Genomic DNA, 18,778 nt, shown 5'->3' with positions numbered 1-18,778 from the left:
GTACGGAGTGATCACACCGCGGGGTGTGGCGCAGCTTGGTAGCGCGCCTCGTTCGGGACGAGGAGGTCGCAGGTTCAAATCCTGTCACCCCGACACTGTGTTGAGACAGTACGAAGAAGGCCCTGGTTCTCCGGAACCGGGGCCTTCTGCTTTTCCGTGGTCGGTGCTCGGCACTCCACCTTGCGACACATGTCGTGGCGGCCGTTCCCCCGGCCGCGACGACGCGGATAGCCTCGACAGCGATGTCACCCGCCGACCACCTCCGCCCGGTCCTCGAACGGATCGCCGCACAGTTCCCCGAGCTCGCCGACGACCCGGTCCTCACGCAGAACCTCGTCGACAACGTGACGTCGATGATCGCCGAGGCGCACGAGCGCTACGCCACCGGTGCCGAGGACAGCGTCGTGAGCAATGCCTACCTCGATCCGGAGCACCTGGCCACCGGATCGCTGCACGCCGAGCAGTCCCAGCATCCCGCCGGCGCGATGCTCGCCGCGGAGATGCTCTTCGACGCCTACCTGCCGCTCTTCGTGGACGAGGTCGGCGCGGAGTCCACCGCCGAGGTCCTGCGTGCCACCAGGGCGCTCCACGCCGGCATCTGGAGCCGGTTCCCCGCCGGAGCCGTCGCCTACACCGAGGCGCTGCGCCAGCGCGTCACGACGGCGCACCTGGACTCCCGCACGCAGATCGCGCGAGACCTGCACGACCGCGTGGCGCACGGCATACTCGCCGGGCTTCAGCGACTCGACCTGGTGCTGCTGACCGATCCCCCGGCCGGCGAACGGGCCGACCAGCTCGACGACGCCGCACGGCTGCTGCGCGGAGCACTCGGCGACGTGCAGGACCTGGCGGTGAGCCTGCACGCCCGCGTCGGCGCCGCCCTGCTCGACGATGCGCTCGCCCGGCACGCAAGGGACCTGTTCTCCGACGACGACCGCTTGTCGTTCAGCACCACGGGCACGCCCGAGCACCTGCCGAACTGGCAGGCCGAGGAAGCACTCACGATCCTGCTCGAGGCGCTCACGAACCGGCGGAAGCACGCTGCGGACTCCGCCGCCGAGGTGCACTTCGCGTGGACACCGGCCGCCCTCGTCGTGACGGTCTCCGACGACGGACCGGGCTTCGACCCCGCCGCCGACACCGATGGGCGCCTCGGTCAGCAGACCATGCGCGAGCGAGCCGCGGTCATCGGCGCGCGGCTCGACGTCGACAGCACACCCGGCACCGGTACCACCGTCCGCCTGACGATCCCGAGGGGCGTGCTGTGACCATCACGCACGTCGCCATCGTCGACGACCACCAGCTGTTCCGCGAAGGACTGGCCACGATCCTCGCCGCCGTCCCCACGATCCGCGTGGTCGCACACGGCGAGCGTCCGTCCGACGTCCTCGACTCCCCCGAGGCTGCCGCCATCGATGTCCTGCTCCTCGACGTCGAGCTCGACGGTCCGCCGGCGCGCACCACGATCGCCACGGTGCGCCGCACTCGTCCGGACGTCCGCGTGGTGGTGCTCACGATGCACCGCGATGCTGTCCTGCGCCGGACGCTGCTCGACGCCGGCGCGGTCGACTTCGTGACGAAGGACACCCCGAGCCGCGAGCTCGTCGACCGCATCGCCCGGGCCGCGCACGCCGACGCCGCGCCGGTGACGTTCCCGGTCGACCTGGTCACCGAGGCTCGTGCCGGATCACCGCTCAGCGACCGCGAGCTCGAGGTCCTGCGGCTGCTGGCGGCTGCGCGCACGAACGCCGAGATCGCGGCGGACCTGCAGCTCGCGATCGGCACGGTCAAGCGGCACGTCTACAACGTGTTCCGCAAGCTCGACGTCGGTTCGCGGGTCGGCGCCGTGGCTGCAGCGACGCGCCTGGGCCTGCTCACCTGAGGCTCCGCTCCACTCGGTGAGCAGAAATGGTCGGGTGCCCGACGGCGACCCGACCATTTCTGCTCACTAAGCGAACTCGAACTCGAACTAGACCGACGCGGACGCCGACGCGGACGCGGACGCCGCCGCCGCCCCCGCGGGCACGAGCCGCCCGGCGGCGTGCAGCCCCGCCACGACGTCGAGCGCCTGGTGCCGGTACCGCGCCTGCGCCGCACCCGGAGCGACGATCACGCCGTCCGCCCCGGTGGACTCCACGAGCGCGTTGATCTTGTCCGCCACCTGATCAGCGGTGCCGTAGGCCTGGCGCTCGGTGCGAGCGGCGATGAACCGACGCTCGAGGTCGTTGAACTCGTACGCGCGGGCCTCGTCCATCGACACCGGCTCGGGCTTCGCCCCCTGCCGCATCCGGATGAACGAGATCATCCCGGGAGCACTCTGCTCGTCGACGACGGCCGAGTCCTCGTCCGTGACGACCTGCACGCCGATGAGCGCGTTCGGCGTCTGGCGGAACCGCGAGGGCCGGAACGAATCGCGGTAGAGCGCGAGCGCCGCCTCGGTGTTGTCCGACGCGAAGTGGTGGGCGAAGGCGAACGAGACGCCGAGCGCCCCGGCCACCTGGGCGCTGTACCCGGAGGACCCGAGCAGCCAGAACTCCGGCACGTCGCCGTAGCCCGGCACCGCCCGGATGCCCGACAACGGGTTGTCCGAGGACATGCCGGTGAAGAACCCGATCAGGTCGGCGAGGCGGTCGGGGAAGTCGTCGACGTCGAGCCGATCGGTGCGGCGCAGCGCCATCGCGGTCGCGCCGTCGGTGCCCGGCGCACGGCCGAGCCCGAGGTCGACGCGGTCGCCGTACAGGGCTCGGAGCGTGCCGAACTGCTCGGCGATGACGAGGGGTGCGTGGTTCGGCAGCATGACGCCGCCGGAGCCGATGCGGATGGTCGAGGTGGCCGCGCCGACGGCGCTGAGCAGGACCGCGGGGGCCGACGAGGTGATGCCGGGCATGCCGTGGTGCTCGGCGACCCAGAAGCGCTCGTAGCCGAGCTTCTCGGCGTGGACCGCCATGTCGATCGAGCCCTGCAGGGCTTCGGTGTTGGACTGGCCGTACTCGCGCGTCGCCAGGTCCAGGACGGACAGGTGCAGGGTGTCGTCGCTCATGTGGTCACCAACGCGCGCCGCGGCGCACGCATTCCACGACGAGACCGCCTCCTCCACCGGTCAGGACACGCCGTCGTCCGCCGGCCGACCGGTCACCAGGCGTCGCCCGGACGTCGCACAAGCGACGGTTCGCGACCGAACGGCGGACGCATGCGGCGCGCCTTGGACGTCAGGCGCGACGGCCGGGAGGCCCGTGGCGGGGCTGCACCGGGCCTCCAGGCCGTCTGCGGTCGCGTCTCGAGCGCCGAGCGGTCACGACCTGCCGCGCGCACCTCGCGGACTGGTCGCGTCCGGTCGCCCGACGGGCGCACCGGCGACGCGACGTGTCCGCTCGGCGAACGCGAGCGATGTGTGATGATCTGCCGGCAGAGCGGGTCAGGCGCCGTCGAGCCGGCCGCCGGACTCCGTCAGGTAGCAGTTGGCGCAGAGCGACTCGTAGGCGACGTCGACGCCGTCGATGGCGACCTGCGAGCCGTCGAACACGAACCGGCCGTCGACGGTGCGGGCGTTGAAGACGGCCTTGCGACCGCACCGGCAGATCGTCTTGAGCTCTTCGAGCGAGTGCGCGACCTCGAGCAGGCGGGCGCTGCCCGGGAACGCCTCGGTGCGGAAGTCGGTGCGGATGCCGTACGTGATCACCGGGATCTCGTCGAGGACCGCGATGCGGAGCAGGTCGTCGACCTGCTGCGGAGTGAGGAACTGCGCCTCGTCGACCAGGACGCAGCTGACCGCGCGGACCATGCCGTCGAGGCGGTCGGACTCGGGGTCGACGGCGCCGGCCGCGGCGACCGCGGACCGGACGTCGGCGTCGGGGGCGAAGACCAGGTCGACGGTGCGGGTCACGCCGAGGCGGGACACGATCTCCCGGTCGCCCTTGGTGTCCACCGCGGGCTTCGCGAGCAGGACCCGGTGGCCGCGCTCCTCGTAGTTGTAGGCAGCCTGCAGGAGCCCCGTGCTCTTGCCGCTGTTCATCGCGCCGTAGCGGAAGTAGAGCTTCGCCACTACGCGAGGAACCCGTCCTCGGCGGCCCGCCGGATCAGGTCGGACTTCTTCGAGGCGGGACGGCCGACCTTGCTGTACTTCTCGCGGACCCGGCGCAGGTAGGTCTTCGCGGTCTCGTACTGCACGTTCATCTGCGCGGCGACCTCGTTCGTCGAGTAGCCGGACACGTACAGCCGGAGCGCTTCTTCCTCGCCGTGGCTGAGCTTCGGACGCTGGTGCGCAGCCGCCCCGGTGGGCAGCGGACGCCACTCCCGCGGCTGCGGGGTCTCGCGTGCGACGCCCATGATCTCGCGGGCGACGTCCATGACCTCGCGCATCGGCAGGGACTTCGACAGGAACGCCGCGGCGCCTGCTGCCAGGGCACGATCGCGGGACTCGCGGCTGTCGACGCTGGAGAGCACGATCACCTTCGCGCCGGCGGCACGGCAGGTGCGGACACGGGCCTCGATCGAGACGGGTTCCTTGAGCTGGAAGTCGAGGAACACCAGGTCAGTCGGGAAGCTGTCGCTGTGGACCATCTCGAGCCAGGTGTGCGCGGTCAGGGCCAGGTCGAAGTCGAACGCATTCACCGCGATCCAGCTCGACAGGCTGTCCAGCAGCACCTCGTGGTCGTCGAGGATGGCCAACCGCACACGTCGTGCCCCCGGGTTCGGGAGGGACGGGGACCCCTCCGAGAGCCTGTTCGGGTCAGTGCTGGTCATAGGAGAACCTTAGTGCGAGGGCGGACGGACGAACCGCGACGTCGAGGTCGGGGAACGTCACACGGAGGACGGCGAAGTAGGGGTCGAAGGTGCGGTGGATCCCGATGTCGGAGTCGGCCACGGCGAGGTCGAGTTCGAGCAGCACGCGGGCATCGCGGGCCGGGTCGGTGCGGGCCGGGTCGGTGCGCGCTGGATCGCCGCGTGTGGCCGCGTCGTCCTGCCCGTCCGCGCGTCGGAGCGTTGCCCGGAACCCGGCCGGGTCGACGGTCGAGGCACGGAACGCGGCCCGCAGGAACGTCCGCACCACGGAGCGCTGGTCGGCGTCGAGCATCGCGGCGAGCCCGTCCGGGTCGTCGACGACCGGGGCGTCCCCGCCCTCGACCCGCACGGCCTGCTCGAACCAGGTGCGGTCCGCGTCGGCGACCATCGCCCGGCGGATGCCGTCGGCGATCAGTCGTGCCCGCTCGCGGTCGGCATCGGTGATGACCTCGCGCGTGCGCAGCTCGGCGAAGAACGGTGCGACGTCGCGGGCGAGGATCGTCGACCGGTCCTGCTGCACGCTCGCCGCGATGCCGTCCCGCTCCGCACGCTCGACCGAGTAGGAACCAGCCCGGATCTGCACCCGCTCGGCCAGACCCGCGAACGTCCACGCGAAGACGGCCGACGCAGCGGTCAGCACCAGGGTCGGTGCCGCCGCCAGGAAGGCCGCGACGGCGACGGGGATCTCGTGCGGGAACGTCGCTGCACCGACGCCCCAGGTCGCGGCGTTGACGACGGCGAGCAGGGCGCCGCCGATGGTCAGGTCCGTCCAGGGCCGGTACGGCGCGACCATCACGATGCCGGTCGCCGTGATGAGCGACATGAAGTCGTTCAGGGCGCTGCGGTCGGGTCCCCACTGCGCGGCGACGCTCGTCACCGACGCCAGGCCGAGCAGCCCGACGTGCGCGACGAACGCCCACCGCGGGAACGGTGCGCGGAACGGACTCGAGGCGGTGAACACGACCGCTGCCGATGCCGCGACCAGGATGACGGTGAGCGCGCTGAGGGTGGGGCTGCCCACGACGTCACGGTCGAACACGGACACCAGGAGTGCCCAGACGATGCTGGCGGCGCCGAGCCCGATCGCGAGCGGACGCGACCCCATCGCACCGAGCGGGTCGTACTGCTGCGCGGTCCGACGGGCCTCGGTCGTGGCGCTCACCGGTCGGCTCCGTGCACGCCGCCGACCTCGTCGGGGACCACGGTGCCGACGTGGTCGGTGGCCACGGCGTCGGTCGTGGCGGTGACCGGTCCGAACGGCACCGTCATCATCACGCTCGTCCCCGAACCGGGCGACGACCAGATCTGGACGTCGCCGCCCACCCGCCCGATGCGGTCGCGGACCGAGCCACGCAGGCCCATCCGGTCGGAGCCCGTGGAGTCCTCGTCGAAACCGCGACCGTCGTCGACCACCATCACGGTGCACGACGCACCGTCGTCGAAGACGCTGACCTCGGCCGCGTCGACACCGGCGTGCTTGCGGACGTTGGCCAGACACTGCCCCACGGCGCGGACGAGCGCGGTGACGGCACGCTGGTCGAGCCGGTCGAGGGCGGACGGATCACCGGAAACCGTGACATCGAGACCGGCCGCACGGTGCTCGTCGACCATGACGGCGAACGCGTCGACGGCTGCACCCGGTCGCTGCCGGGCGGCCGGTGCCAGCCACCCCTTGCCGGTCAGGACGGCGACGTCGGCTTCGACGGTCCGTGCCAGGTGCGGGTCCATCGGTCCGTCGGGCGCCAGGGCGATCGCGTTGAGGTGGTTCAGGACGGTGTCGTGCAGGATCGCAGCCGCCTCGGCCTCGACCCCGGCACGGTACGCGGAGACGTGCTCCTCACGCGCCGAGCGCAGCAGCTCCGGCTGCACCCGCTCCGACCGACCGGTGCTCCGGCTCGTGAACAGCACCAGGACGACCACGAAGCCGAGCGTCACCCAGGCGAGCACGAGCGGACGCGGTGGGCCGTCGGCCTGGACGACCGCGATCCACGTCGCCACCCGTCCGGTCAGGAAGCCGAGGAAGGACCACAGCACGACGCGGCTCGGCACCGCGCCGGCACCGCCGACCAGGATGAGCGGGATGACCGCCAACGACAGCAGGTACGAGGTGACCCAGCCCAACGGGACCTGCTGCTGCACGACCATCGCGAACCACCACGCACAGACGCCGCCGACGATCAGGAACGCGACCGCGGAGCGCCAGGTGCCGAACTGCACGCGCACGCCGATCATGCCGAGCATCGGGACGAGCGCCAGGACCGCACTGATCACCTGCACGTCGGGCTCGGACAGCCGGTACAGCAGCAGCGCGATCGCCGCCGCCACCAACGATCCGATCGCACCGGCGTGGAAGGCCCGCACCGTCGACCACGCGTTTACTCGCGGAGCGAGGTGCGTGGGGATGCCGAGCACGAGATGGGTCCTTCCGGGTGGCGGGAATGCCGCCCACGATCAAACACCTCGGTGCTGACCGTGTACCCCGAAACAGCGTCCGTTCGGCGACCCGGTCGATGATACCGGCCCCCACCACGCACCGATGTCCCCCGAACGCGCAACCTTCGTTGCTCAGAACAACGTCTGCGGCGCGACCGGTCGGAGCAGACGGCGGTCGAAGCCCGGATCCGCGCGCTTGAGCGGCGACGTCGTGGGGATCGACTGTTCCTGCGGCACCGTCGAGGGGTCCGAGAAGCCCATCGACCCCGTCGCCGGGTCCACGCGCCCGAGGCCGACGCCGTGCGCCGCCAGGATCGGTCGGATGCGCTCCGACAGCCAGCGGCGGTAGTCCTTCGGCGCGAAGGTGTTGTCGAGGTACATCGCCCGGTAGCGCGCCACCAGGTCGGGCCGTTCGCGTCCGAGCCACTCGAACCACCACGGCTTCACGCCCGGCCGCAGGTGCAGCGCGGAGTACATGACGCTCGTGGCACCGGCCGCCGCCGCCCGACCGACGGCGTCGTCGAGGTGTGCACGGGTGTCGGTGATGTACGGCAGCACGGGCATGAGGAACACTGTGCAGTCGAGCCCGGCGTCGCGGATCGCCCGCACGGTGGCGAGCCGCGCAGCCGTCGTGGGGGTGCCGGGCTCCACCGACTGCTGCAGGTCGTCGTCGTACACGGCGATCGACATCGCGAGGTCGACCGGCACCACCTTCGCCGCCTCGGCCAGGAGCGGCAGGTCGCGCCGGAGCAGCGTGCCCTTCGTCAGGATGCTGAACGGTGTGCGGCTGTCTGCCAACGCCTGGATCACCCCGGGCATCAGTCGGTACCGACCCTCGGCACGCTGGTACGGGTCGGTGTTCGTGCCGAGCGCGATCGGGTGACGGTCCCACGTGGGCTTGCCGAGCTCACGCCGCAGGACGTCGGCCACGTTCGTCTTCACGACGATCTGCTGGTCGAAGTCGGCTCCGCCGTCGAACTCGAGGTAGGTGTGCGTCGGCCGCGCGAAGCAGTACACGCACGCGTGACTGCACCCCCGGTACGGGTTGATGGTCCACCCGTAGGTGCCGGAACCGTCGGCGCTCGGCACCCGGTTCAGCGCGCTCTTCGCCAGCACCTCGTGGAACGTGACACCCGCGAACTCGGGCGTCGTCACACTCCGGACGAACCCGCTGTTCGACTCCATGCCCGGCAGTGCGTCGCTCTGCTCGGCATCGATCGCCTGTCCACTCCACCGCATGCCGTCATTCGAACACATGTTCGAACGGGCCGCAAGCCGGAGCTGGTCAGTGGTGCAGGCCGAGCACCTTCGCCGTGCGCTCGAGGGTGTCGTCGGCCAGGGCGGCGTCGTCACCGAGGTCCTGCCCGTAGGTCGGGACCATCTCGTGGACCGCGTCCTGCCAGCCGTCCCACCGGTCGGGGAAGCACTTCCGGAGCAGGCCGAGCATGATCGGCACGGCGGTCGACGCCCCCGGCGAGGCTCCGAGGAGCCCGGCGATCGAACCATCGGCAGCCGTGATGACCTCGGTGCCGAACTGCAGCACCCCGCCCTTGTCCTTGTCCGGCTTGATGACCTGCACCCGCTGGCCCGCGATGATCTTGTGCCAGTTCTCGGGCTCGGCGCTCGGCATGAAGTCGCGCAGCGCGTCGAACTTCGTCTGCTTCGAGGCGAGCAGCTGGCCGATCAGGTAGCGCACCAGGTCGAAGTTCGAGAACGCGACGCTCAGCATCGGGCGCAGGTTGTGCGGTCGGATCGACTTGAACAGGTCGAGCATCGACCCCTGCTTCAGGAACTTCGGGCTGAACCCGGCGTACGGCCCGAACATCAGCGACGCGTTGCCGTCGACGATGCGGGTGTCCAGGTGCGGCACCGACATCGGCGGCGCCCCCACGCTGGCCTTGCCGTAGACCTTGGCTGCGTGCTTCTGCACGACCTCGGGGTCGTCTGTGCGCAGGAACTCGCCGGAGACCGGGAAGCCGCCGTACCCGCGGATCTCCGGGATGCCGGACTTCTGCAGCAGCTGCAGGGCCCCACCACCGGCACCGACGAAGACGAACTTCGCGGCGATCTTCTGCGTCGACCGACCGACCTCGTTCAGGACGTCGATCGCCCAGCCGTCGAAGTCCTTGCCCCGCGAGATGTTCTTGACCTGGTGGTTCGGTTCGAACTCGAGCCCGTCGAGCTCGAGCTGGTCGAACAGCTGCCGGGTGAGCGACCCGAAGTCGACGTCGGAGCCCGCCGCCGAGTAGGTCGCCGCGATCGGCTGGTCCTTCTTGCGGCCGGGGATGAGTGCGGGCGCCCACTTGCGGATCTGAGCGGGGTCGTCGGAGAACTCGATCCCGGCGAACAGCGGGTGTCCCCGCATCGCCTCGTACCGCTTGCGCATGTACTCGACGTTGTCCGCACCCCAGACGAAGGAGATGTGCGGGGTCGGGTTGATGAAGTTGGACGGGTCGGGCAGCGTACCGGTCTCGACCAGGTGCGACCAGAACTGCCGCGAGACCTGGAACTGCTCGTTGACCGTGACGGCCTTCGCGATCTCGACGCGACCGTCGGCGAGCTCGGGCGTGTAGTTCAGCTCGCAGAGCGCGGAGTGCCCGGTGCCGGCGTTGTTCCACGGGTTCGAGGACTCCTGCGCGACGGCGCCGAGACGCTCGTACACGCGGATCTTCCACGAAGGCTCGAGCCGGTGGATGATCGCGCCGAGGGTGGCGCTCATGATGCCTCCCCCGACGAGGACGACATCGATCGGGTCCACCTGCTTCACTGCCACCCGTCGATCCTACCGGCGTCGACCGACAGGCCGGTCAGCCGCGCGCGGTGACCGAGTCGCTGCGCGCGGCCGCGCCGCTGAGCGGCGACTCTGCCGCTACGCGGCGACGGTACGACGCGCGACGATCGCCTCGGCGATCTGCACCGCGTTGAGCGCTGCACCCTTCCGCAGGTTGTCGTTGCTGACGAACAGTGCGAGCCCACGCCCCTCGGGCGCGGACTGGTCGGCACGGATGCGCCCGACGAACGCGGGGTCCTGACCGGCGGCCTGCAGCGGCGTCGGCACGTCCGACAGCTCCACGCCCGGTGCGCTCGACAGGATCTCGGTCGCACGCTCGGGCGACAGTGGACGCTCGAACTCGGCGTGCACCGAGATGGAGTGGCCGGTGAAGACCGGCACACGCACGCACGTGCCGGCGACGAGCAGGTCGGGGAGCTCGAGGATCTTGCGGCTCTCGTTGCGGAGCTTCTTCTCTTCGTCGGTCTCCCCCAGGCCGTCCTCGACGATGCTGCCGGCGAGCGGCACGACGTCGAAGGCGATCGGGCGGACGTACTTGACCGGCTCGGGGAACGTCACCGCGGAACCGTCGTGGGTGAGCGCTGCGGTGTCCTGCTCGAGGGCGGCACGCGCCTGGCCGAGCAGCTCCTCGACGCCGGCGAGCCCGGAGCCGGAGACGGCCTGGTAGGTCGTGGCGACCAGACGGCGGAGCCCGGCCTCGGTGTCCAACACCTTGAGTACCGGCATGATCGCCATGGTGGTGCAGTTGGGGTTCGCGATGATCCCCTTGGGGGCCTGGTCGATCGCGTGCGGGTTGACCTCGCTCACGACGAGCGGGACCTCGGGGTCCATGCGCCAGGCGCTCGAGTTGTCGACGACGAGCGCCCCGGCTGCGGCGAACTTCGGCGCGAGGGCCCGCGAGGCGGTGGCACCGGCCGAGAACAGGGCGATGTCGATGCCCGACGGATCGGCCAGCTCGGAGTCCTCGACCACGATCTGCTCGCCGCGGAACGGCAGGGTCGTGCCGGCGGACCGGGCGCTCGCGAAGAACCGGACCTGGTCGGCCGGGAACGCGCGCTCTTCGAGCAGACGACGCATCACGGCGCCGACCTGTCCGGTGGCGCCGACGACGGCGACGGTGAGGGTGCTCATGCGGTGCTCCTGGTTCAGCGGGTCAGCGTGGGTCAGCGGCCGGTGCCGGCGTGGACGACGGCTTCGGCATCGGCGTCGAGGTCGAACGCGTTGTGCACGACCCGCATCGCCTCGTTGAGGGTGTCGGCGCGGGTGACGACCGAGATGCGGATCTCCGAGGTGGAGATCATCTCGATGTTGATCGATGCGTCGTGCAGCGCGCGGAAGAGCTTCGCCGAGACGCCGGCGTTGGTGCGCATACCGGCACCGACCAGGGCGAGCTTGCCGATCTGGTCGTCGTACTGGATGCTCTCGTAGCCGATGTCGGACTTCGCGACCTCGAGCGCCGTGAGCACGGTCTGGCCCTGGTCCTTCGGCAGGGTGAACGAGATGTCCGTCCGCCCGGTCGACGCCGCCGACACGTTCTGGACGATCATGTCGATGTTCGCCCCGGCGCGTGCGACGTTGGTGAAGATCTCGGCGGCCTTGCCCGGCTGGTCCGGGACGCCCACGACGGTGATCTTCCCCTCGGAGAGGTCTCCGGCGATCCCGGTGATGATCGGTTCTTCCACGGTTTCCCCCTCGGCAGGGTTGTAGACGATGGTGCCCTCGGTGTTGTTGAACGAGGACCGGACGTGCAGGGTGACGCCGTGCCGGCGGGCGTACTCGACGGCACGGATGTAGAGGACCTTGGCGCCGGACGCCGCGAGCTCGAGCATCTCCTCGCTCGTGATGCGGTCGACCTTGCGGGCCTTCGGCACGACACGAGGGTCGGCGGTGAAGATGCCGTCGACGTCGGTGTAGATCTCGCAGACGTCGGCGTCGAGCGCGGCGGCGAGGGCGACGGCCGTCGTGTCCGAGCCGCCCCGGCCGAGCGTGGTGATCTCGCCCGTCGTGCGGTTGAACCCCTGGAACCCCGCGACGATCGCGACGTGGCCGGAGTCGAGCGCCTCACGCACGCGCTTCGGGGTGACGTCGACGATGCGCGCCTTGCCGTGCTGCGCGTCGGTGAGCATGCCCGCCTGGCTGCCGGTGTACGACGAGGCTTCGACCCCGAGGCTCTTGATCGCCATCGCGAGCAGCGCCATCGAGATGCGCTCCCCCGCGGTCAGGAGCATGTCGAGTTCACGGCCGGCGGGGATCGGGGTGACCGAGTGCGCCAGGTCGACGAGCTCGTCGGTGGTGTCGCCCATCGCCGACACCGCCACGACGACGTCGTTGCCGGCCTTCTTCGTCTCGACGATCCGCTTCGCCACGCGCTTGATGCTCTCGGCGTCCGCGACGGAGGATCCACCGAACTTCTGCACGATCAAGGCCACTGGCTGGTACTCCCGGAGACGGCGACACCGCGAGGTCACGCGGTCTCACAATGGTAGTCGGTGTTTCGAGGATGTTGCGTGCGAGCCGCCCCACACGCAACTATCCTGCGTGGGGCTCAGCCGCCGACGACGCGACGGCCCTCGAACGCACGGCCGAGCGTGACCTCGTCGGCGTACTCGAGGTCGCCGCCGACCGGCAGGCCCGAGGCCAGCCGGGTCGTCCGGATGCCCATCGGGACGAGCAGCCGGCTCAGGTAGGTCGCCGTCGCCTCGCCCTCGAGGTTGGGGTCGGTCGCGATGATGACCTCTTCGACCGTGCCGTCGGCCAGGCGCGTCATGAGCTGCTGGATCCGCAGGTCGTCCGGGCCGATGCCGTCGATCGGGCTGATCGCGCCACCGAGCACGTGGTAGAGCCCGCGGAACTCACGGGTGCGTTCGATCGCCGCGACGTCCTTCGCCTCTTCCACCACGCAGATCGTGGCCGGCGACCGGCGCGGGTCGCGGCAGATGCTGCACTGGACGTTCTCGGTGACGTTGCCGCAGATCTCGCAGAAGCGCACGCGCTCCTTGACGTCCGCCAGCAGCTCGGACAGCCGCGACGGGTCGAACGACTCGGTCTGCAGGATGTGGAACGCGATGCGTTGCGCCGACTTCGGGCCGATGCCCGGCAGGCGACCGAACTCGTCGATGAGGTCCTGGACGATCCCGTCGTACATCAGGCACCGTCCTGGTGGAGAGCGGTCTCCTCGATGAACTGGGCATTGAGGATCTCACGCACGACGGCCTCGCCGTAGCGACCGGCGACCGGCGCACGACGCGCCGGTGGTGCGGTCCGCGGCGCGGCCGGAGGAGCCGTCTGTGCGCGCGGGGCGGCCGGCGCCTGCGCGGGCGCTGCGGCGGATCGGCCGTGACCGGGGTCCGGGAACGGCGCGCCGTCGTCGTACGGTTCGTCGTCCAGCGGGTAGTCGTCGACGGGCACGCCCGGTACGACGGGTCCTCCGGGAGGCGCGGCGACCGTCGACGACGCCGCCTGCGGTCCGCCGTCGGTCGGCTGCACCCCCTGCGGTGCGGTGGCACCGGCGGGTTGCGCAGGCGCCTCGGACCGGGGCTGCTGCGGGTCGACGGACTCGGCCGGGGCGACGGGCGCGGCGGCCGGAGCGGTGCCGAAGGGTGCCGCCCAGCCGGGTTCGACGGACTCGGGCACGGCGTCGGCGGTGGGGTCGCTCGCGGGGATCGTCGCGACCGCCCAGTCGGTGACGGGTGCGCCGGACGGTGCGGGCGCCTGCGCGGGAGCGGGTGCCTGCGTCGGAGCGGGTGCCGACGCAGCAGCGGGAGCCGGCGCCGACGCCGGAGCGGGTGCCTGCGCCGGACGGGGCTCCGGCTCGGTGGCGGCGGGACCGGACTCCGGCGTGGACGCCGCGGGTTCGGGTGCCGCCGTCGTGTCGGGCGCTGCGGAGGCGGCGGCCTCAGCAGGGGCGGCCGGACCGTCCCCGGTGGCTGCAGCGGCCTCGGAGGCCGGGGCCGGGGCCGACGTCGGAGCGGGCGCGGCGGACTGCGGCGCCGACGACGTCTGCGGCTGCGGCTGCGACTGCGGCTGCGCCTGCTCAGCGGGCTGGCTCGCCGGCGCCGGACGGCCGGCCGGGGCGGACGGCTGCTGCGTGGGGACCGGGGTGCGCTGTTGACCAGGCCCCCCGGGACCGCGGGCGACGAACTTCACGCGGAGCCCGATGACGTCCATGATCGCGGCGCGGAGCAGTTCGCTCACACTGGCCGAGGGGTCGGACATCTCCTTGAACGAGGCGACGTCCTGCTGGCTCGGGAAGGTCAGGGTCAGCACGTCGTCGCGCAGCGCGGTCACCTGTGCGGTGACGACCACCGACCACGCCGACCGCTTGGCGTGCTGCACGTGCTCGACGATCTGCGGCCAGGCGTCGCGCATCTGCTGGAAGCCCACGGCGCCGACGGTCCGGACCGCCGGCTCGTCACCGATCGTCGTGCCCTGGCCCGTGGACGAAGCACTGACTTGTTCGGTGGTCGGAGCAGCGGGCTCGGGAGCGCTCGGGACGGCTGCGGCCCAGGAGGCTGCGGCGTCACGTGCCGCACTGCCGGCGTCGGACTGCGCCGCCGGAGCCGCGTTCGCCGACGCCGCGGCGGGAGCCTGCTGCGCGGCGGGAGCCTGCTGCGCCGCCGGGGTCTGCTGGACGGCGGGGCCCTGCTGCGCGGCGGGCTCCTGCCGACGCGGTGCCGCAGCCGACGACGCGGCCGGTGCGGGCGCCGTGCTGGTGGCGGCCGGCTGGGTGGACCCCTGCGCCGCGACCGCGCCGGACGGTGCCTGGTGTCCGCCGGCGTCCCCGACACCGACGCGGCGCTCGAGCCGCTCGACCCGGGCGAGGGCACCGCGCTGGGTGTCGTCGGCCTCGGGTACGAGCATGCGCGCCGTCATGAGCTCGAGGTGCAGCCGGGGCGAGGTCGCTCCGGTCATGTCGGTCAGCGCCTTGTTCGCGATGTCCGCGCCACGGGACAGCCCGGTGGCACCGAAGACACCGGCCTGCCGGGTCATGGTGTCGAGCTCGTCCGGCGAGACACCGCGCAGGACCGCCGCGGCGCTCTCGTTCGTCGCCGCGACGACGATCAGGTCGCGCAAGCGCTCGAGCAGGTCCTCGACGAACCGACGCGGGTCCTGACCGGTCTGCACGACCCGGTCGATCGCAGCGAAGGCGGAGGCCGGGTCGGCCACGGCGAGGGCGTCCACGACGTCGTCGAGCAGCGCGGCGTCGGTGTAGCCGAGCAGGGCGACCGCGCGCTCGTAGGCGATCGCGCCGTCTTCGCTGCCGGCGATGAGCTGGTCGAGCAGGGACAGGGTGTCGCGGACGGAACCACCGCCGGCGCGCACGACCAGGGGCAGGACGCCGGGTGCGACCGTGACCGATTCCTGCGTGCAGAGCTGCTCGATGTACTCGAGCATGACGGCGGGCGGCACGAGCCGGAACGGGTAGTGGTGGGTGCGCGACCGGATCGTGCCGATGACCTTCTCCGGCTCGGTCGTCGCGAAGATGAACTTGACGTGCTCCGGCGGTTCTTCGACCAGCTTGAGCAGCGCGTTGAACCCCTGCGGGGTGACCATGTGCGCTTCGTCGAGGATGAAGATCTTGTAGCGGTCGCGCGCGGGGGCGAACACGGCGCGGTCACGGAGGTCGCGCGCGTCGTCGACACCGTTGTGGCTCGCGGCGTCGATCTCGATGACGTCGAGCGAACCGCTGCCGTCACGGGCGAGTTCGACACAGCTCGGGCAGACGCCGCACGGGGTGTCGGTCGGCCCCTCGGCGCAGTTGAGGCACCGCGCCAGGATGCGGGCCGAGGTCGTCTTGCCGCAGCCACGCGGACCGCTGAACAGGTAGGCGTGGTTGACGCGGTTGGTGCGGAGCGCCGTGCGGAGCGGGTCGGTGACCTGCGACTGCCCGATCAGCTCGGCGAAGTTCTCGGGCCGGTAACGGCGATACAGGGCGGTGACCACGCGACCAGGGTAGCCGGGACGACCGACACCCGCGTGCCCCTCCACAGGTCCACGGGCACTGGACCGGACCGCCTGCCCAGAGTGGGCCGAGCGCACGGACGGCACCGCGCCTCCCGGCCGACTCGGGGTCGGACAGGAGGCGCGGTGCGTGACGCTGCTCGGGCTCAGCCGCGGCTCCCCCTGCGGAGACAGAAAAGACTCCCCACGCACTCGCGCCGGAGACGGGCACAGCCCCGGCTACCCTTGCGGAGACAGAAAAGACTCCCCACGCACCCGCCAGAGCCCGGCTACCCTTGCTGCGTTTCCGCCCTGGGGGAGTTCACCTGGATGGCGTCACGTGAGGAGCCGCCGACAACTCTACCGGATGCGACCGGGCAGGATTGACACATGAAGATCGCCATCGCCGGAGGACACGGCCAGATCGCACTGCTCCTCGCCCGCCAGATCACCGACGCCGGACACGACGCCGTCGCGATCGTCCGCAACCCCGCACACGTCGCCGACGTGGAGCAGCAGGGTGCCACGGCGATCGTCGCGGACCTCGAACAGCTCGGCGACGACGACCTGGCACTGCGCCTCCGCGGGGTCGACGCCGTGGTCTTCGCCGCCGGCGCCGGGCCGAACAGCGGCGCGGAGCGCAAGCTCACCGTCGACCGGGACGGCGCGATCCTGCTCGCGGACGCCGCGGAGCGCGCGGGCATCGACCGGTACGTGATGGTGTCGGCGATGGCGGCGGACACCTACGACCCGGAGGCCGCGGTGGTCCCTGCGAAGGACGACGCCGCCGTGTTCCAGGTCTACCTCCGGGCGAAGGCCGAGGCCGACGCGAACCTGCGCGCCCGACGGCTGCGGTGGACGATCGTGCGTCCGGGAGGCCTGCTCGACACCCCGCCGCAGGGAACGGTCGACGTCGGGCGCACCGTGCCGCGCGGCTCGATCCCCCGCGCCGACGTCGCCACGGTCGTGCTGCACGCGCTGCTCGACGACTCGGCCGTCGGGGTCCAGTTCGAGGTCACGAGCGGGAACACGCCGATCCCCGCGGCCCTCGACGCCCTGTCCTGAGGCGCGCGCCCCGTCCGCACCGTGCGCACCTCGTCACCCCGTGCGAGCTTGCACGCTCCGTGCCGCGCTACAAGCGCGCACCCAGCGACCAACCCCGCACCAGCCCACGCAGGCCGCACCGTGTGGTGACCGCGACCCAGCGCCGGACGGGAGGCACGGCGCCAGCCCGCCCCGCGCCTCCCGTCCGCACCGTCCGCACCGTCCGCACCGTCCGCACCGTGCGCACCTCGACACCCCGTGCGAGCTTGCACGCCCGGTGCCGCGCTGCAAGCGCGCACCCAGCCACCAACCCCGCACCAGCCCACGCAGGCCGCACCATGCGGCGACCGCGACCCAGCGCCGGACGGGAGGCACGGCGCCAGCCCGCCCCGCGCCTCCCGTCCGCACCGTCCGCACCGTCCGCACCGTCCGCACCGTCCGCACCGTGCGCACCTCGACACCCCGTGCGAGCTTGCACGCTCCGTGCCGCGCTACAAGCGCGCACCCAGCGACCAACCCCGCACCAGCCCAGCCAGGCCGCACCGTGCTGGCGCCAGGCAGCGCAGCGCGCACCGCGCAGCGCGCTCCGCGTCAGAGCGCGACCGCAGCCGACTGTCGGGCGATCTCCAGTTCCTCGTTCGTCGGGATCACGAGCACCGCGACACGTGAGGTGTCCGTGGAGATGACCCGGGCCTCCCGGGATCCCAGCTCGTTGCGGTCCGCATCGATCTCGATGCCCAGGTGCTCGAGCCCGGCGAGCACGCGCCGGCGCAGCAGCGCGTTGTTCTCGCCGACGCCGGCGGTGAAGACCACCGCGTCGAGCCCGCCGAGCTGCGCCGTGTAGGCGCCGACGTAGCGACGGATGCGGTGGCGGTACACGGCGAGCGCCGCTTCGGCGACCTCGTCGCCGTTGAGGGCGGCGTCCTGGACGTCGCGCATGTCGCCGTTGCCGGTCAGGCCGAGCATCCCGGACTGCTTGTTGAGCATGGTGTCGAGCTCGTCGAAGGACAGCCCGGCCTCGCGGTGCAGGTGCAGCAGGACGGCGGGGTCGAGGTCGCCGGAGCGGGTACCCATGACGAGACCTTCGAGCGGTGTGAGGCCCATCGATGTCTCGATCGACTTCCCGCCGTCGATCGCTGCGGCCGAGGCACCGTTGCCCAGGTGCAGCACGATGGTCTTCAGCTCGGACAGCGGGCGGTCGAGGAAGACCGCGGCCTGCTCGGAGACGTACTTGTGGCTCGTGCCGTGCATGCCGTAGCGGCGGATGGAGTACTTCGACGCCAGGTCGGCCGGGATCGCGTAGGTGTAGGCGTGCGGCGGCATGGTCTGGTGGAACGCGGTGTCGAACACGGCGACGTGCGGCACGTCGGAGAACACCTGCTTCGCGGCCCGGATCCCCTCGAGGTTCGCCGGGTTGTGCAGCGGCGCGAGGCTGTTGAGCGCCTCGATCTGTCGTTCGACGTCGTCCGTCACCACCGTCGCGCGGTCGAAGGTGGTGCCGCCGTGCACGACGCGGTGGCCGACGACGGCCGGCGGGTGCTCGTCGAACGACGGACCGACCTTGGCGAACGCGTCGATCATCGCCTGGAACCCGGCGGCGTGGTCCGGCACGGACGCGGCGTCGTTCGACGACGACTCCCCCGTCAGCGCGTTGGTGTGCTTCCACGCGCCGGCCGACTCGCCGATGCGCTCCACGAGCCCGGAGGCGAGCGTGCGCTCCCCCTCGAGTTCGATGAGCTGGTACTTGAACGAACTCGATCCGGAGTTCACGACGAGGGCTGCGGTCAC

15 protein-coding genes, 1 tRNA gene and 1 other RNA gene are annotated in these 18,778 nt (G+C 71.5%); 4 read left to right on the top strand and 13 right to left on the bottom strand.

From position 1 onward, the window contains the following. The first annotated feature begins 19 nt into the window (after positions 1-19). The 3 genes from GVL05_RS10840 to GVL05_RS10830 all read left to right on the top strand — a co-directional run bounded on the left by GVL05_RS10840 (position 20) and on the right by GVL05_RS10830 (position 1,882). A tRNA-Pro gene (locus GVL05_RS10840) sits at positions 20-93 on the top strand. 149 nt (positions 94-242) lie between these two features. Then, a complete protein-coding gene (locus tag GVL05_RS10835) occupies positions 243-1,268 on the top strand; it encodes a sensor histidine kinase (RefSeq protein ID WP_159573151.1) in 1,026 nt (341 codons plus the stop codon). Continuing rightward, complete coding sequence (locus GVL05_RS10830) at positions 1,265-1,882, top strand: response regulator transcription factor (RefSeq protein WP_159573150.1); 618 nt, start codon at positions 1,265-1,267, stop codon at positions 1,880-1,882. Before GVL05_RS10835 ends, GVL05_RS10830 begins: the two co-directional genes overlap by 4 nt. An 87-nt stretch (positions 1,883-1,969) precedes the next feature. On the opposite strand, the gene GVL05_RS10825 is transcribed toward GVL05_RS10830, so the two are convergent. The 12 genes from GVL05_RS10825 to ffs all read right to left on the bottom strand — a co-directional run bounded on the left by GVL05_RS10825 (position 1,970) and on the right by ffs (position 16,299). After that, positions 1,970-3,040 carry an LLM class flavin-dependent oxidoreductase gene (locus tag GVL05_RS10825; protein WP_159573149.1) on the bottom strand — a complete coding sequence of 357 codons (1,071 nt, stop codon included), beginning with the start codon at positions 3,038-3,040 and terminating at the stop codon, positions 1,970-1,972. A 375-nt stretch (positions 3,041-3,415) separates the two neighbouring features. Then, complete coding sequence (locus GVL05_RS10820) at positions 3,416-4,042, bottom strand: thymidine kinase (protein WP_123292145.1); 627 nt, start codon at positions 4,040-4,042, stop codon at positions 3,416-3,418. After that, on the bottom strand, positions 4,042-4,743 hold the full coding sequence (locus tag GVL05_RS10815) for a response regulator transcription factor (protein WP_235035937.1): 702 nt from the start codon (positions 4,741-4,743) through the stop codon (positions 4,042-4,044). Before GVL05_RS10815 ends, GVL05_RS10820 begins: the two co-directional genes overlap by 1 nt. Continuing rightward, a complete protein-coding gene (locus tag GVL05_RS10810; protein WP_159573148.1) occupies positions 4,730-5,944 on the bottom strand; it encodes a hypothetical protein in 1,215 nt (404 codons plus the stop codon). The genes GVL05_RS10815 and GVL05_RS10810 overlap by 14 nt, the downstream gene beginning before the upstream one ends. After that, a complete protein-coding gene (locus GVL05_RS10805) occupies positions 5,941-7,194 on the bottom strand; it encodes a sensor histidine kinase (protein WP_159573147.1) in 1,254 nt (417 codons plus the stop codon). Before GVL05_RS10805 ends, GVL05_RS10810 begins: the two co-directional genes overlap by 4 nt. Positions 7,195-7,347: 153 nt before the next feature. Continuing rightward, positions 7,348-8,454 carry an Rv2578c family radical SAM protein gene (locus tag GVL05_RS10800; RefSeq protein WP_159573146.1) on the bottom strand — a complete coding sequence of 369 codons (1,107 nt, stop codon included), beginning with the start codon at positions 8,452-8,454 and terminating at the stop codon, positions 7,348-7,350. 46 nt (positions 8,455-8,500) lie between these two features. Next, on the bottom strand, positions 8,501-9,988 hold the full coding sequence (locus GVL05_RS10795; RefSeq protein ID WP_159573145.1) for a malate:quinone oxidoreductase: 1,488 nt from the start codon (positions 9,986-9,988) through the stop codon (positions 8,501-8,503). 96 nt (positions 9,989-10,084) lie between these two features. Next, complete coding sequence (locus tag GVL05_RS10790; RefSeq protein ID WP_123292140.1) at positions 10,085-11,137, bottom strand: aspartate-semialdehyde dehydrogenase; 1,053 nt, start codon at positions 11,135-11,137, stop codon at positions 10,085-10,087. A gap of 32 nt (positions 11,138-11,169) precedes the next feature. Continuing rightward, positions 11,170-12,435 carry an aspartate kinase gene (locus GVL05_RS10785; protein WP_133938455.1) on the bottom strand — a complete coding sequence of 422 codons (1,266 nt, stop codon included), beginning with the start codon at positions 12,433-12,435 and terminating at the stop codon, positions 11,170-11,172. Positions 12,436-12,551: 116 nt separating this feature from the next. Then, positions 12,552-13,151 carry a recombination mediator RecR gene (gene recR / locus GVL05_RS10780; RefSeq protein WP_111084231.1) on the bottom strand — a complete coding sequence of 200 codons (600 nt, stop codon included), beginning with the start codon at positions 13,149-13,151 and terminating at the stop codon, positions 12,552-12,554. Continuing rightward, positions 13,151-15,949: a DNA polymerase III subunit gamma and tau gene (locus GVL05_RS10775; RefSeq protein WP_159573144.1), complete on the bottom strand. Its 2,799-nt coding sequence runs from the start codon at positions 15,947-15,949 to the stop codon at positions 13,151-13,153. Before GVL05_RS10775 ends, recR begins: the two co-directional genes overlap by 1 nt. A 253-nt stretch (positions 15,950-16,202) precedes the next feature. After that, an RNA gene (gene ffs / locus GVL05_RS10770) (signal recognition particle sRNA small type) lies at positions 16,203-16,299 on the bottom strand. A gap of 37 nt (positions 16,300-16,336) precedes the next feature. Between ffs and GVL05_RS10765 the strand changes: the two genes are divergently transcribed. Next, positions 16,337-17,011, top strand: a complete 675-nt coding sequence (locus tag GVL05_RS10765) for an SDR family oxidoreductase (RefSeq protein ID WP_131845678.1) — start codon at positions 16,337-16,339, stop codon at positions 17,009-17,011. A 570-nt stretch (positions 17,012-17,581) separates the two neighbouring features. On the opposite strand, the gene GVL05_RS10760 is transcribed toward GVL05_RS10765, so the two are convergent. Beyond that, positions 17,582-18,778 (bottom strand): acetate/propionate family kinase, encoded by a 1,197-nt coding sequence (locus GVL05_RS10760; protein WP_159573143.1) that lies wholly within the window; start codon positions 18,776-18,778, stop codon positions 17,582-17,584.

This window comes from Curtobacterium sp. 18060, from assembly GCF_902706105.1.
In the GTDB taxonomy this organism is placed as follows: domain Bacteria; phylum Actinomycetota; class Actinomycetes; order Actinomycetales; family Microbacteriaceae; genus Curtobacterium.
This window is presented reverse-complemented; position numbering and strand designations above follow the sequence as displayed.

What these genes read in the sequence shown, in the direction of transcription:
- GVL05_RS10835 (WP_159573151.1), top strand. Translation starts at nt 243, where the DNA reads ATGTCACCCGCCGACCACCTCCGCCCGGTCCTCGAACGGATCGCCGCA.
- GVL05_RS10825 (WP_159573149.1), bottom strand. Translation starts at nt 3,040, where the DNA reads ATGAGCGACGACACCCTGCACCTGTCCGTCCTGGACCTGGCGACGCGC.
- GVL05_RS10815 (WP_235035937.1), bottom strand. Translation starts at nt 4,743, where the DNA reads ATGACCAGCACTGACCCGAACAGGCTCTCGGAGGGGTCCCCGTCCCTC.
- GVL05_RS10800 (WP_159573146.1), bottom strand. Translation starts at nt 8,454, where the DNA reads ATGCGGTGGAGTGGACAGGCGATCGATGCCGAGCAGAGCGACGCACTG.
- GVL05_RS10790 (WP_123292140.1), bottom strand. Translation starts at nt 11,137, where the DNA reads ATGAGCACCCTCACCGTCGCCGTCGTCGGCGCCACCGGACAGGTCGGC.
- recR (WP_111084231.1), bottom strand. Translation starts at nt 13,151, where the DNA reads ATGTACGACGGGATCGTCCAGGACCTCATCGACGAGTTCGGTCGCCTG.
- GVL05_RS10765 (WP_131845678.1), top strand. Translation starts at nt 16,337, where the DNA reads ATGAAGATCGCCATCGCCGGAGGACACGGCCAGATCGCACTGCTCCTC.